Genomic DNA, 13,217 nt, shown 5'->3' with positions numbered 1-13,217 from the left:
TTGGACGTGGGTGTGAAAATTTTCACCGGTCTGAATGTTAGTCGCGGCTTGCCAATTCCGGTGGTCATTCGTTACGACTACCACGGTAATGTACCAGGAGCAAAAGAGCGCGCGATTGCTCGCTGTGAAAATCTTGATTTGGCATTTCGTAAACGCTTTAGTGAACAGGCAGCAAGCGGGATGTTACATACCTTGTTGGTGGTCAGAGATTGTCATGCAGGTGCAAGCATCGAAGTGATCGCTAGCTCTGCAGAACAGAAAACCAGCGCAGGAGCTCATTGATGAAAATCTATCAAGTAGAAAAACCGTTGGTGGCGACCAATCGAATTGCTGGTTTGCAGCACAAGCATCTGCAGATTGTCCGCGATGGTAGCAGCATGATGGTGGCAGTTGATTCGGTTGGTGCGGCTCCGGGTGATTGGGTTTTGTGTGTAGGAAGTTCCGCAGCGCGTGATGCTGCAGGTTCAAGAGATTATCCGTCCGATCTGACCATTGTTGGCATCATTGATCACTGGACGGGAGGGAAGTAATGGATGTTTTTCAGGTGGTAGGACCTTTGGTGTGTACCTATCGCCATCCCGGAATGGGGAATCTACCGTTGCGAGTTTTGCGTGATCGCAAAGGAAAGTTGCAAGTAGCGGTGGATACCATAGGAAGCAATCCGGGAAGCTGGGTGTTCACTATCAGTGGCTCAGCAGCAAGATTGGCGCTGGATGACAAAGCGTTGATAACAGATTTGACAATTGGCGGAGTCATCGACTTCTGGGAATAACAAATTTAACTATTGTCCGTTGGCATTGTGCTAGGGCAAATGAATTTAAAACTCACTAACTGGAGAGAAAACAATGGCAAATGAAACTTATGGTATCGCGTTGGGCATGATTGAAACGCGTGGTTTGGTGCCTGCCATCGAAGCAGCAGATGCGATGACAAAAGCGGCGGAAGTCCGTTTGGTTGGTCGCGAATTTGTTGGTGGCGGTTATGTAACCGTGCTGGTTCGTGGCGAAACTGGTGCAGTTAACGCTGCCGTTCGTGCCGGTGCTGACGCTTGCGAGCGTGTAGGTGATGGTCTGGTTGCTGCGCACATTATCGCGCGCCCACACAAAGAAGTAGAAAGCGTTCTGCCTCCTTCTGGCAAACCGCTGACAAATGATTAATTTCTGACTTTTTGAACTTAGATAATTCATTGAGGAGTTACTTAAATGGCTAATGAAGCATACGGTATTGCTTTGGGTATGATTGAAACGCGTGGTCTGGTGCCTGCTATCGAAGCGGCAGATGCGATGACCAAGGCAGCAGAAGTACGTCTGGTTGCAAGAGAATTTGTTGGCGGCGGTTATGTCACTGTGATGGTTCGTGGTGAGACAGGCGCGGTTAACGCAGCTGTTCGTGCCGGTGCTGACGCTTGTGAGCGCGTAGGTGATGGTCTGGTTGCAGCCCACATCATCGCTCGTCCACATCGTGAGGTTGAGACTGTTCTGAACAACAGTGGCAACCAAAACCGCATGTAAGCAATGCTGACTTAGCCGGATGGGGATATCGTGCTGACTCTGCCTGTAAGCACACCTCTCGTCGCCCATCCGGCTTTTTTATTATGAAATGAAGTAGCCCCTATGGTTTACGCAAATACAGATCCTATGGTCCTTGGCTTTCTTGGTCGTGCTCTTAGCCTGGAAATGACCGCTGTCCAGCAGTACATGACATTGTCACGTGTATTGCATTTGCGTGGATTCTCAGATCTCTCTGAAAAATTTCGTTCAGAAGCAATGGACGAAATGATTCATGTGGAAAAAATTATTAGCCGCATGCTGATTCTTGGTGTTGCACCAGGTCGGACACAGTTGCGTAGTGCAAGGGTGGAAAATTCGTTGCCTGAACTCCTGCTTAGTGCCAGTGAGTTCGAAACGGAAATCGTTGGCTTCTACCAGGTTGCAGTAAATTATTGCGCAAAAATTAATGATTTTGACGGAAGAATATTCTTTGAGCAGCTGCTTGCGGATGAGAAAAAACACTCGGCTGACTGGGTAAATATCCAGCAAGAGCTGTCAGGCATGTTTAATTATGAAAGATCGCTGGGAGAATGGTGATGGTTGAAAACTGGGTTTTGCGTAAGCGTCCGACACGCCTTGAACGTAGAATTGATTTTGATAACTACGAAATGACTCGGGATTTCCTTGAACAGGCAGCAGAGTTGTCTGAGAAAGAAGGGTATTACCCGGACATTAATTTTGCCAAAACGCACGTCAATATGACGATTTATGCGCGCGAATCTGATGATCTTATTGATGATGTAAAGATAGATTTTGCCAAAAAGATAAACGAATTCACGCCCGCGAATAAAGTTCGTGAGGTTTTGCACGCAGAATACTCGGTGGAAGGTAGACAGTAATGACTGATGAAAAGCAAGTTAAAGATCACGCACAGGCCGATATCGCTGACAAATCTGCGTCAAAGAAAATGTCTGGCAACAAAAACGAAAAGCCAGCACGTCGCGATCAATCGGACGACATTAGGATAATCCCTTCTCGTCGGGTTTGGCCGGACTGAGTGGTTGCTTGTTGAAATGGCAGCCATTATCTTGACAACAAGACAAAGTTTTCACCAATTAATCAACGATGATATGTTGCGCTGGCGAAACGCCGGAGGAATATTATGTCCAGTTTGAATAATCTTTTGATTCCTGCGGTACTTTTTTTTGCACTGGGTGTTATTGCAAGAATCATTAAATCAGATCTCAAATTCCCACCCGATTTGGCTAAAGTATTGGCCATCTATTTGCTGATGGCCATCGGTCTTCATGGCGGATACGAGTTGGCAAAAGCAGAATTGTCGATCGCGGTAAACTCGATTGTTTGGGCTCTGATATTAGGTTTTAGCTTGCCAATCTTGGGTTATCTGGCGCTGATATTGACTAAGCGTGTCAGTCCCATGGATGCGGCGGCCATTTCTGCGCATTATGGTTCTGTTAGTGCCGGTACATTCTTAACCGCCATTGCGTTTCTTGATAGCTCATCAATTCATTACGAGTCGTATCCGCTGATTATGCTGGCGGTGATGGAATCGCCGGCGATCATTGTTGGCCTAGTTTTGGCTGCTTTTGCCAGAAAACGTTTAGCATCTTCAGCGCCCGTGCTGGCAAACAATGACGGTACTGCATCGCTGTATGATAACAATGACTCGAACGGAAGTTTCTCCCACTTGTTACGTGACGCGTTTACTAATGGCAGTGTGGTGGTGTTGATTGGTTCGATGGTGATTGGTGCAATTGCACAGCCATCTGGAATTCAAAAACTGATGCCGTTCATTGATGAAATTTTCATGGGTGTACTGTGTCTGTTCTTGTTCGAGATGGGCATGGAAGCTGCGCGCCGTATCAAGGAATTTAAAAAGGTCGGTTTGGTGTTGGCAGCCTTTGGTATCGTCATGCCTCTGTTTGGTGGTGCCGTGGGTGGTTTTGTTGGCTATAGCATCCTTGGTTTTAGCGTGGGTGGTGCGACCCTCGTTGCGGTGTTGGGCGCCAGTGCCTCCTACATTGCCGTGCCGCCAGCAATGAGGTTGGCAGTACCTGAGGCAAACCCGTCGTTTTATTTGACGTTGTCGCTAGGAATTACCTTCCCGTTCAATGTGCTTATTGGAATCCCGTTGTATTACTGGTACGTCCAGTATTTGGCCGGTGTTTAGTTGTTTGACCGAGGACAGCAGTCATGCCCAAACTTTATCCTTACAAGTTAGTCAATGTCATTACCATGGATGTGTTGCAAGACAAGCTGCGCGAAATGTTTCGCCGCCATGGTGTAAGTGGTTATTCCATTATCCGAGTATATGGTGAGGGAATTTGTGGTGAACTGGAAGGTTCACTGGATTTTGAAGCCAACATCATGGTTAAGGTTATTGTGCCTGAAGAAAAGCTGCAACGCCTGCTAGACGGCCTGCAGCGGCAAATTGCCAAAGGCTATCGATTAACCATTTTTGTCTCTGATATCCAGGTTATTGCGCCAGAGAAATTTTCTAAACCAATGGAATAGTCGATTTGTATGGTCAGTGATATGCTGGAGGCCCCTGAACGGGTCGGAAAAGGACTAAGAATGAATACTGACGAGCGTGAACTGCACGTAGTAAGTGCAATGCCGGATCACCTGATTCGTCACTTGACCTTACGGCAGTTACAGATTTTTGAGGCCATTGTCCGCCTGGGCAGTTATACCAAAGCCGCTGAAGAGTTGTTTCTAACTCAACCGACCGTGTCCATGCAGATTAAAAAATTGTCGGACACGATTGGCTTGCCATTGTTTGAGCAAGTTGAGCGCAAAACCCGCCCTACGGATGTGGGAATGGAGTTATATCGCTCCTGCAAGGGGATGTTTGACATTCTCAGCAATTTGGAATCATCAATTGCTGGCTATAAGGGCCTGAAAAGAGGCCGGTTACGTCTTGGGGTTATTACCACGGCAAAATATTTTGCGCCGGAAATTCTTGGCGGATTTTGCAACGAATATCCCGAGATTGATGTGTCCCTCAAGGTCACCAATCGCGAACGTGTACTGGAACGCATCAGTCAGGGTGATGACGACTTGTATGTGCTTGGCCAGGCACCGGAAGAAGCAGGTTTGATCTCTATTCCTTTTGCGCCCAACCCCATGGTGGTGGTGGCCGGCAAGAGTCATCCGTTGACGCGTGAGCGCAATATTTCGCTGGAACGTTTGGCGCAAGAGCCTTTGATTTTGCGTGAACCCGGTTCGGGTATCCGCGACGTGACGACACGTCTGTTTCGTGACCACGGTCTGCAGCCTAAGGTGAGAATGGAGCTGGGCAGTAACGAGGCAATCAAGCATGCCGTAGTGGGTGGCTTGGGTGTGTCGATTTTGTCGCTGCATACCTTGACACTGGAAGGTGCCACGGGCCCTGTGGATATTTTGGATGTTGAAGGCTTTCCCATTCACCGTCAGTGGTATTTGGTTTATCCCAAGGAGCGCGAGCTGTCATTGATCGCTAAAACCTTCCTGGAATATGCACAGAAAAAAGGGCCGGAAATTCGCGATCACATGAACAAGTTGTTGTCGGATTTTAGCTTGATTCACCAGGAACGCTGGCGCAGTTTGGGGTTGAGAGAAAACCGCTAATTTGCGCAGCGCGGTTTGAATAAAAAAGTTTGAACATGTCTGAGCTTGTTGATACGATCATAGAAGTTGATTAAATTACTATGGTATAGGTGTCGCGGTTTTCTTCCCTTACTGAATGTTGGAGAAGGTGGGCATGTTGGTACTGAGCGATGGCAGGGGTGTTGCGCTTTCCGTGGATCGGGCGCGCTATCATGCCCTGCGCAAACAAATCCCCCAGACGGCAGGGCATCGCCAGTTGTACGCCGTGGTGGATGTGATTTATCGAACACGTCATGACCATGGTGGATTTCGCATGGGCTGGCGTGAGTTTGACTATCGCTATGCCGGCTACACAGTTGCTGATGTTCGTTTGGCGGAGGATTGGTCGGCGAATGACAAGCAACGTTTTTACGATTGGCTGTGCGAACCTGCGCAACAGCGTCTCATCGAATCTTCACGCACACGTCTGATCGGTTGTCAAACCGATATCTCAGTAAAAAACAGCACTGCTCCTGCCGGCTTGCATAGTGCGCTGGTTCGTTGGCTGCAATCCACATCGCTGCAGCGTGCTTCCGTTGCCCAGTGGCGAGCATCACTACAGAATTTGGCCCAATTTGGTTTGCGACAGGATGAATTGCATTGGTCGGGTGTGCGTGATTTTTTAAAGTCATTGCCGGACACGCAAACACTGACCCTGCAACAGTTGTTGGCAGCGATTGATTTTCGCAACATCCGTCTGGAAATGTCGCTGGAACGAATCTGGGATACGCAAGGCCAGTTGGCATTTCGCGAAGTCGCGTTGAAATTTCCTCATCAGGCGCAGGTGCGTGCAGCGCTAAAATTGGATCGTAGTTGTTACGGCATCCTGCGCTACGTCAATGATGATTACAATTATCGTGTCGGTGTCGTTAAAACGCTGGCTTATGGCCATTATCAGGCGATGAACCGCTATTGGTTTGTATTGGATAGCTATGGCCGACCGGTCTGTGATGAGTCGCGCGGTATGGCTAAATATTACGACAGCAGTGCGCAGGCCATGCGCGCAGCAAATCGACATGCAACTGAACAGTTGGGTGTTCGTGGCGGTGTGCGTAACCACACCCGTTATGATTATTTGACTCTGCATGGCGGTGATGATTATCGAGAATGGTTAATCATGTTGCCGGATTATCAGCGTACATTTTTCGGTGCGCATTTTTACGACCATAACGTCTTGGCGCATGTGCGGACCACAACACGCGTTGATCACCAAGGTCGGCATTTGTTGTTTATCGAAGAATTGCAAAGTGACTGGCATCAGCAGGGAGCCATTCACGGATACGACAATAATCCCTGGGGTGAGATTCCGTTCGCGCCATTTCGCAATGAATGGGTGAGTTTGGTTTGCAAGCTGATGCTGTTGCGTGCGCTGCAAAACGGTTACGACGGTATAGCCTGGGCCAGTGGCCAGATTCAAGCGTTACGCTATACGGGAAATTTGTCAGCCATTGTTCGACGCTATGATGCGGAAATTCCGCAGATATTGGCGCGAATCGGCAAATGCGCCAATCTCTCGGTGACAAGCACGCAGATTGAAACTCGCGATCCCTGGTTGAATGTTGTGCGCAAGCAGGAAAAGTGGCAGGTCGCCGATGGAGCAGGAAAGTTTCGCACCCGCCCTCGCTACAGTCGAGAGCAGGCAATGGAAATTGCCCGGCGGCATAGTCGAGTGGTATCGCTGGAGGTTGCGGCGTTTTTGTTTAACGACGTATTTCGGCAGAAAATCGGTGAGCAGGGGTTGCCGCTGTTTGGTGAAAAGTTTGTGTAATTTTAATAGGCCAGTGAATGCTGCAACGCGCGGGTTTTGTTGACCAGACGATACAGTGACCGCGCATTGTTGTAGCGGCTGACGTGGGCCAGCGGTACCCAAGCAACCTGATTGGATTCACTGTTGCCGGGAATCGGCAGGCGATCATCTATCATCAGCAAAAAGCGTATGTCGTGGTGTTCGTGACGGTTGTCGTGAACGCTTTGATGTACGGTGTGAATGTCCACGTCAAAAATGTTGTCACTAACCAGGGTGATATTTTCGAGTGCGATGCCGGTTTCTTCGGATGTTTCTTTCAATACTACTTGCAGTATGTCAGGATCACCATCGGCATGTCCGCCGGGCTGCAGCCAGCGGTTCAGTTTTTTGTGGTGCAGCATCAGTGCATGGGTGTGCGATGGATTGATGATCCAGGCAGAGCCCGTAACATGCGCGTGGGCAAGCTGACGATCAAAACAGTTTTCATGCTGCAATACAAACTGCCAGGTGCGATCCACCATCGCCGCTTCTTCCATGAATGACGTTCGGTAATGGCGCAGTCTGTTCAGTAAATCAGCTCGATGCATGGTGATAAAGTGTGTGTGCTTTCGGGTAGGCATAAGTTATCACGATACAAACTGACTGCGTCATCGATTTGATCTATGCAAGGTATCGATAAGAGCAATGAACTGAAGTGGGTGGGGTGTGTTTTAATAGCAGTGTTCGAGTCTGCGTTTTGGCAGGGTGGTTCTGAGTTGGCCGCCCTGTCATTTTTGATTCGTGTAGTATCTTGTTGGAATCTCTGTGAATGATCAAGCTTCGCACCTACATTTTTATTGATTCACTGCAACCGCAACTGGCGACGTATCTGGGAACGGTATCGCAAGGCTTCCTGCCAGTGCCCGGTGATGCCTGTCTATGGCTGGAGGTGGCACCAGGTATGGCGATTCACCGACTGACGGACGTTGCGCTGAAAGCAACGCGAGTGCATCTGGGGCAGCAAGTTGTTGAGCGTGCATTCGGTTCTATGGTGTTTCATCACCGGGATCAAAGTGATGTGCTTGAGGCGGGGCGTGCTGTGCTGCATAACCTGGCGACCAGAGAAGATTCGCGGCAAAAATGCCGTATCGCCTGGAGCGAAATTGTGCGTGCCATTACGCCGGATCACGCGGTGTTGATTAATCGTCAGGATCGTAAAGGCTCGATGATTCTGCCGGGCCAAAGCATGTTTATTCTTGAAACCGAGCCTGCAGGCTATATCGTGTACGCGGCGAACATGGCCGAAAAAGCGGCGAGCATTACGTTGATCGAAGCGCGTGCCGTTGGTGCGTTTGGTCGTTTGATTTTGGCGGGACGCGAATCGGAAATTGAAGCCGCAGCTCATGCGGCGATTGATGCCATACGTGCGTTGAGCGGTCAGGAAGTTTCGTAAAATTTTAGATCAGGCAAGCGCGATGACGCTTGTCGTTTCGTGTCAAATCCAATCCGCATATTCAGCAGGCGCGCAGCTTTTTGTTGCGTGATCGTATTTTCGTCAGACGAAAAAAAAGCACCTCGCGGCGCTTTTTGTATTCCAGTGTTCCGTAACACCAGAAAGAAGATGGTGCCGAGGAGAGGACTTGAACCTCCACGAGGTTGCCCCCGCTAGCACCTGAAGCTAGTGTGTCTACCAATTTCACCACCTCGGCGACGTTTCGTGCGTAGAACCTGTTATAATACAGGCCCGCCGTTCAACGTGGCGCAATTCTACTAGAGATTGAATGATTGTCAATGACCACAGATAAAAAAAGCCTGGGCGAAGATCCGTTTGCTCAAAGAGAAGCCGAAAAATACGAAAACCCCGTTCCCAGTCGCGAATTTATTCTGGCTGTCCTGGAAGAAGCCGGTGAGCCGATGTCGCGCCATCGGCTGGTGCAACACTTTTCCATGGAAACCGAGGATGACATAGAGGCGTTGAGACGCCGCTTGCGCGCTATGGAGCGTGATGGCCAGATTATCCGTAACCGCAAGGGCGATTACGGCATTATCGAAAAAATGGACCTGATCAAGGGGCGAGTGATCGGTCATCCCGATGGCTTTGGCTTTTTGGTACCGGATGAGGGTGGCGATGATTTGTTCATCTCTGCCAAATATATGCGTGGCTTGATGCACGGTGACCAGGCGTTGATGCGGGTAACGGGCATTGACCATCGTGGGCGTCGCGAAGGCGCACCGGTGGAAGTGATCGAACGCGCCAATCATCAGTTGGTGGGGCGTTATCGTCAGGAGCACGGACTGGCGTTTGTGAAGCCAAACAACAAGCGCATCAGTCAGGATGTGCTGGTGCCTGCCGAGCATCGGGGCGGCGCCCTGGACGGGCAGATTGTGGTGGTGGATATTATCGAACAGCCGACCTGGCGATCTGCGCCGATTGGTCGTGTGGCCGAGGTGATGGGCGACCACATGGCGCCGGGCATGGAAATCGAAATTGCCCTGCGTGCTCACCAGATCCCGGACATCTGGCCAGACGATGTGGAACACGAGATCAAGGGCTATTCCCGCGAAGTGCCGGAAGAGGCCAAAGTGGGTCGTGAAGACCTGCGCAGCACGCCGCTGGTGACTATCGATGGCGAAGATTCGCGCGATTTCGATGACGCGGTCTTCGTTGAGCGTCAGGGCAAGGGCTGGCGGATGCTGGTGGCGATCGCTGATGTCAGCTATTACGTCAAACCAGGAACAGCGCTGGACAAGGAAGCGTCGGAGCGGGGTAACTCGGTCTATTTCCCCGGGCGTGTTATCCCGATGTTGCCGGAAATTTTGTCCAACGGGTTGTGCTCGCTCAATCCCGGTGTGGACCGCCTGTGTATGGTTTGCGAAATGCTGATCACACCGGCTGGGGTAGTGCGCAAATCCCGCTTTTTCGAAGGCGTGATGCGTTCGCATGCGCGTCTGACCTATACCGAAGTGGCTGCGATGCTGCAGTTTGGTGATGAGCAGATGCGGCAGAATTATCAGCACCTGTTGCCGCACCTGGAAACCGCCTACGAGCTGTATAAAGTATTGGCAGATCGTCGCGGCAAGCGTGGTGCCATCGATTTTGAAACCACCGAAACGCGCATTATTTTCGGTGATGAGAAGAAAATCGACCGCATCGTGCCGGTGGTACGCAATGACGCCCATCGCCTGATCGAGGAGTTCATGATTGCTGCCAACGTGGCGGCAGCGGAATATCTGGAAGAGAATGCCATTCCTGCGCTGTATCGCGTGCATCAGCAGCCGGCGGAGGAAAAATTCAATGATTTGAAAGAGTTCCTCAAAGAATTGGGTTTAAGAATGGCGGCTCGCGGCCAGCCAGAGCCTCGCCACTACGCCAAGTTGCTCGATGAAGTGCGGCAGCGTCCTGATGCGCGGATGATCCAGACCGTGTTGCTGCGCAGTCTGAAACAGGCAGTTTACTGTCCTGAAAATGACGGCCATTTCGGTCTGGCGTTTGATGCCTACACCCATTTCACCTCGCCCATTCGTCGCTATCCCGATCTGTTGGTGCATCGTGCGCTGAAGCATTTGGTCAGTACCAAGCCGGTGGACAGCTTTGCCTACAGTACCGAGAAAATGGCCGGTCTGGGTGAACACTGCTCCATGACTGAACGCCGCGCCGATGAGGCGACCCGCGATGTGCTGGATTGGCTGAAGTGCGAGTATCTGCAAAGCAAAGTGGGCGAAGAATACGATGGCATTATTACCACGGTGACGGGTTTTGGTCTGTTTGTGGAGCTGAAGGATGTCTTCGTTGAAGGCTTGGTCCACGTTACCTCGCTGGACAACGATTATTACCATTTTGATGCGGTGAACCACCGCCTGAGTGGTGAGCGCAGCGGCAAAACTTTCCGCCTGGCCGATCCAATTCGGGTCAAGGTGGTGAAGGTGAACCTGGAAGATCGTCGTATCGATTTTGACTGGGTGGCGGCTCCGGGGCAGCGGTTTGAATCTTCGCCAGCCAACAAAAAATCTGCCAAGCCCAAGTTCAAAGAAAAGGAAAAAAGTGGTAAAAATGCCGGCCGCGGCGATAAGGGCCGCAAAAAAGGTCGGAAAAGAGGCAGATAGATGAGTGAGTGGGTTTGTGGCATTCATGCCTGTCAGGCATTGCTGGAACAGAGTCCGGAGAGCGTTGACCGGCTGGTGTTCGTGCGTCAGCAGAATCCCAATCCACGCCTGTTGCAGTTGCAGCGCCTGGCAGACAAATTGCGTGTAAAGGCTCAGTTTGTATCGCGGCGGGAAATGGACGAGCAGGTCGATGGCGAAAATCACCAGGGTGTGGCGATTTTACGTCAGATCAGTCAGGCCATGCTTTGGGATGAACACCAGCTTGAAGTGATGCTGGATAATCTGACCGAGCCGCCGCTATTGCTAATTCTCGACGGCATACAGGACCCGCATAATTTGGGGGCCTGTATGCGCAGCGCAGATGCGGCGGGTGTGCATGCGGTTATCGCCCCCAAGGATAACGCGGTGGGCATGACGGCAACAGCGCGTAAAGTGGCATGTGGTGCGGCAGAGCACGTGCCTTTTGTGCAGGTAACGAACATCGCTCGGACCCTGGAAAACCTCAAACAGCGTGGTATCTGGATTACCGGTACCAGTTTGGAGGCAGACCAAGCGCTCTACCAGGTGGATTTCAAGGGTGCGACCGCTATTGTTACCGGTGCAGAAGGCAAGGGTGCGCGACGCCTGACCCTGCAACAGTGCGACTACCTGGTGAGCATCCCCATGCGGGGGCATGTGCAGAGTTTGAATGCGTCGGTTGCCACGGGGATTTGCCTGTTTGAAGTGGTGCGGCAACGCACACAGACGAAGTGATAGTGAGGAGGCTCGTTGAGTCTGGTTATGTTGGAAAGCCTGATTGCCGATCCGCGGGTGTGGAGTGCTGCGGCGGTTGTTTCGGTGTTGTTGTTGATGCTGGTGTTGTTCATCAAGCAGAGGCGTCGTACCGCCGACATGCGAATGGTTCAGCGTCAGATCAAAAAACTGGCTGTGCGCTGCATGGAACAGGTCGCCATTTCCGATCCGGTGGAAGGTGAGCTGCGCATAGATTATCTGCTGCACACTGACCGCCTGATCGTGGTGCTCAATGTGCAGAATTTTCCCGGAAAGATCTATGGGGGCGATCGGGTAGAGCGTTGGACCCAGGTCTGCGGCCATCGCAGCTATAAGTTTGCCAATCCGCAAGGCTATCTGGATTCATGTGTGGCCAGCGTTAAAGGTTTGCTGCCGGGCGTACCGGTGGTGGGGCGCATCGTGTTTTCCACGGCTGGCGAGTTTCCCAAGGGGATTCCTACCAACGTGGTAATGGGCAATGCGCTGGTTGATCAGGTCCGCGCCCTTGAGGGCGGATTGGCGCCGATTGAGCGCACTGGCGTCAATATGGCCTGGGACAAACTGCAGGCTGCGTTGCAAGAACGTGCCGATCCGCGTGTCCACCTGAGTAAGCGTCAAGCAATTCTGTGAGTTACCCGCCGAATTCTTCCTCCTGCTCACCGTCGTAAAGGCTTGTGGGCGGGGGGCTTCTGTATTAAAATCCGCCGCTTGTTGTAAATGAATACAACTCCTTGCTTTACCTCCAATGTTGGGGGAAGGCTTTTAACATCCGTAAGGAGAGATAATGAGACACTATGAAGTAGTATTTTTGGTTCATCCTGATCAGAGCGAACAGGTTTCCAGCATGGTTGAGCGTTACCGCGCCATCATCGAAGGTGACGGCGGTAAGATTCATCGTTTGGAAGACTGGGGTCGCCGTCAATTGGCCTATCCTATTGATAAAGTTCACAAAGCCCACTACGTGCTGATGAACATCGAATGCAGCCAGTCTGCTCTGAACGAGCTGGCTTCCGCATTCCGTTTCAACGATGCAGTGCTGCGTAACCTGGTTATCGCCACTACTGCCGCTGTTACCGATCTGTCACCAATGATGGTTAAGGAAGAAGAGCGCAGCCCTCGCGAAGGCCGTGGCCCGAGAGCGGAAGCGCCAAGAGCGGATGATTCGATGGCTGATGGTGACGCCTAATCAATCACGTTGAGTTAACCGGGGTGGTGTGTCGGTCGCCTGAGCGCCGAGTCACCCCAGCAGGCGTCCCTCTCAACCGCTTTTTGCTTGAGCATCAATCGCAGCAACAAGAGGCCGGCTTGAGTCGCCAGATCCAGTTTAGGGTTTTGGTTGTGGCCAGCGGGGAATCACTGGATGCAGTGGTTACGAAGCTGAAGGCCGGGGATCACGTAGATATTAAGGGTTTTTTGAACCGGACGGCATTCAAAAGCGGGGAGTACAAATTGATTGTCCACGCTACGTCCGTTGAGAA

General features: G+C 51.2%; 18 protein-coding genes and 1 tRNA gene. 17 read left to right on the top strand and 2 right to left on the bottom strand.

Annotated features, from left to right (window positions below; all coding sequences use genetic code 11):
* From OEW58_08555 to OEW58_08500, 12 genes are all read left to right on the top strand, one after another.
* The coding region (locus OEW58_08555) for a carboxysome shell carbonic anhydrase (GenBank protein MDH5301396.1) at positions 1-282 on the top strand (282 nt) is incomplete at its 5' end.
* Positions 282-530, top strand: coding sequence for a carboxysome peptide A (locus OEW58_08550; protein MDH5301395.1), 249 nt, complete (start codon positions 282-284; stop codon positions 528-530). The genes OEW58_08555 and OEW58_08550, both read left to right, overlap by 1 nt.
* Positions 530-772, top strand: a complete 243-nt coding sequence (locus tag OEW58_08545) for a carboxysome peptide B (protein MDH5301394.1) — start codon at positions 530-532, stop codon at positions 770-772. The genes OEW58_08550 and OEW58_08545 overlap by 1 nt, the downstream gene beginning before the upstream one ends.
* 73 nt (positions 773-845) lie before the next feature.
* Positions 846-1,157, top strand: coding sequence for a BMC domain-containing protein (locus tag OEW58_08540; GenBank protein MDH5301393.1), 312 nt, complete (start codon positions 846-848; stop codon positions 1,155-1,157).
* A 45-nt stretch (positions 1,158-1,202) separates the two neighbouring features.
* The gene (locus tag OEW58_08535; GenBank protein ID MDH5301392.1) at positions 1,203-1,511 is read left to right on the top strand and encodes a BMC domain-containing protein; all 309 of its coding nucleotides are present in this window, start codon (positions 1,203-1,205) and stop codon (positions 1,509-1,511) included.
* 102 nt (positions 1,512-1,613) lie between these two features.
* Positions 1,614-2,087 (top strand): ferritin-like domain-containing protein, encoded by a 474-nt coding sequence (locus OEW58_08530; protein MDH5301391.1) that lies wholly within the window; start codon positions 1,614-1,616, stop codon positions 2,085-2,087.
* Positions 2,087-2,389 carry a 4a-hydroxytetrahydrobiopterin dehydratase gene (locus OEW58_08525; GenBank protein ID MDH5301390.1) on the top strand — a complete coding sequence of 101 codons (303 nt, stop codon included), beginning with the start codon at positions 2,087-2,089 and terminating at the stop codon, positions 2,387-2,389. Before OEW58_08530 ends, OEW58_08525 begins: the two co-directional genes overlap by 1 nt.
* The gene (locus OEW58_08520) at positions 2,389-2,547 is read left to right on the top strand and encodes a hypothetical protein (GenBank protein ID MDH5301389.1); all 159 of its coding nucleotides are present in this window, start codon (positions 2,389-2,391) and stop codon (positions 2,545-2,547) included. Before OEW58_08525 ends, OEW58_08520 begins: the two co-directional genes overlap by 1 nt.
* A gap of 105 nt (positions 2,548-2,652) precedes the next feature.
* A complete protein-coding gene (locus OEW58_08515) occupies positions 2,653-3,681 on the top strand; it encodes a sodium-dependent bicarbonate transport family permease (GenBank protein MDH5301388.1) in 1,029 nt (342 codons plus the stop codon).
* A 23-nt stretch (positions 3,682-3,704) separates the two neighbouring features.
* Complete coding sequence (locus tag OEW58_08510) at positions 3,705-4,025, top strand: DUF190 domain-containing protein (GenBank protein ID MDH5301387.1); 321 nt, start codon at positions 3,705-3,707, stop codon at positions 4,023-4,025.
* Positions 4,026-4,085: 60 nt separating this feature from the next.
* Positions 4,086-5,120, top strand: a complete 1,035-nt coding sequence (locus tag OEW58_08505; protein ID MDH5301386.1) for a LysR family transcriptional regulator — start codon at positions 4,086-4,088, stop codon at positions 5,118-5,120.
* A gap of 133 nt (positions 5,121-5,253) precedes the next feature.
* On the top strand, positions 5,254-6,906 hold the full coding sequence (locus OEW58_08500) for a hypothetical protein (protein ID MDH5301385.1): 1,653 nt from the start codon (positions 5,254-5,256) through the stop codon (positions 6,904-6,906).
* 2 nt (positions 6,907-6,908) lie between these two features.
* On the opposite strand, the gene OEW58_08495 is transcribed toward OEW58_08500, so the two are convergent.
* Entirely contained in the window at positions 6,909-7,472 is a 564-nt protein-coding gene (locus tag OEW58_08495) for an NUDIX hydrolase (GenBank protein MDH5301384.1), read from the bottom strand.
* 221 nt (positions 7,473-7,693) lie between these two features.
* Here OEW58_08495 and OEW58_08490 point away from each other — a divergent pair, with 221 nt between their 5' ends.
* Positions 7,694-8,317: a BMC domain-containing protein gene (locus OEW58_08490; protein ID MDH5301383.1), complete on the top strand. Its 624-nt coding sequence runs from the start codon at positions 7,694-7,696 to the stop codon at positions 8,315-8,317.
* A gap of 169 nt (positions 8,318-8,486) precedes the next feature.
* On the opposite strand, the gene OEW58_08485 is transcribed toward OEW58_08490, so the two are convergent.
* Positions 8,487-8,573, bottom strand: a tRNA-Leu gene (locus OEW58_08485).
* 82 nt (positions 8,574-8,655) lie between these two features.
* Between OEW58_08485 and rnr the strand changes: the two genes are divergently transcribed.
* From rnr to rpsF, 4 genes are all read left to right on the top strand, one after another.
* On the top strand, positions 8,656-10,968 hold the full coding sequence (gene rnr, locus OEW58_08480) for a ribonuclease R (protein MDH5301382.1): 2,313 nt from the start codon (positions 8,656-8,658) through the stop codon (positions 10,966-10,968).
* Positions 10,969-11,721, top strand: coding sequence for a 23S rRNA (guanosine(2251)-2'-O)-methyltransferase RlmB (gene rlmB / locus OEW58_08475; GenBank protein MDH5301381.1), 753 nt, complete (start codon positions 10,969-10,971; stop codon positions 11,719-11,721). It abuts the gene before it with no gap.
* Between the two features lie 15 nt (positions 11,722-11,736).
* Positions 11,737-12,369 (top strand): NERD domain-containing protein, encoded by a 633-nt coding sequence (locus tag OEW58_08470; protein MDH5301380.1) that lies wholly within the window; start codon positions 11,737-11,739, stop codon positions 12,367-12,369.
* A gap of 154 nt (positions 12,370-12,523) precedes the next feature.
* Positions 12,524-12,925: a 30S ribosomal protein S6 gene (rpsF, locus tag OEW58_08465; protein MDH5301379.1), complete on the top strand. Its 402-nt coding sequence runs from the start codon at positions 12,524-12,526 to the stop codon at positions 12,923-12,925.
* The last annotated feature ends 292 nt before the right edge of the window (positions 12,926-13,217 follow it).

The organism is Gammaproteobacteria bacterium (assembly GCA_029884425.1).
In the GTDB taxonomy this organism is placed as follows: Bacteria; Pseudomonadota; Gammaproteobacteria; order S012-40; family S012-40; genus JAOUHV01.
Note: the sequence above shows the minus strand (reverse complement) of the source record. Positions and strands in the feature narration are given on the sequence as shown.